The sequence below is a fragment of the Flavobacterium macrobrachii genome (assembly GCF_014486675.1).
GTDB classification, from domain to species: Bacteria; Bacteroidota; Bacteroidia; order Flavobacteriales; family Flavobacteriaceae; genus Flavobacterium; species Flavobacterium macrobrachii.
In genome coordinates this window covers 1-382 of the sequence record NZ_JACTAC010000202.1, presented here as the reverse complement: position 1 = coordinate 382, position 382 = coordinate 1, and the positions used below count along the sequence as shown (strand labels likewise).

The following is a 382-nucleotide window of genomic DNA, read 5'->3' as shown; positions in this document are numbered from 1 at the left end:
AATGGTTTTACGCCTTTAATTCTGGCTTGCTATCGAGGAAACAACGAAGTAGCAAAAGTATTGATAGAAAACAATTGCGATTTAAACGCAAAAAGCGAAATGGGCACTCCGTTAATGGCAGCAATAGTTAAAGGAAATAATGAAATTGCAAAACTTTTAATTGAGAAAAAAGCGGATATAAATTATGCGGATATAAATGGAACAACAGCTTTAATTTATGCCGTTCAATTTCAAAATATTGAAATCCTCAAACTTTTGATTGAAAATAATGTAAATAAATTACATAAAGACAATGATGGAAAAACTGCATTTGAACATGCTGTTTTTTCAAGTAACGATGCTATTATTAAATTACTTAAATAAAAAAGATGAAAAAAATTAC

Annotated in this window: 1 protein-coding gene; it reads left to right on the top strand. The window is 28.5% G+C overall.

The window, feature by feature from the left end; translation table 11 throughout:
- Positions 1 to 363, top strand: a 363-nt coding sequence (locus IAI56_RS15965; protein WP_187658794.1) for an ankyrin repeat domain-containing protein, incomplete at its 5' end; no start/stop codon positions are given.
- Positions 364 to 382 lie beyond the last annotated feature (19 nt).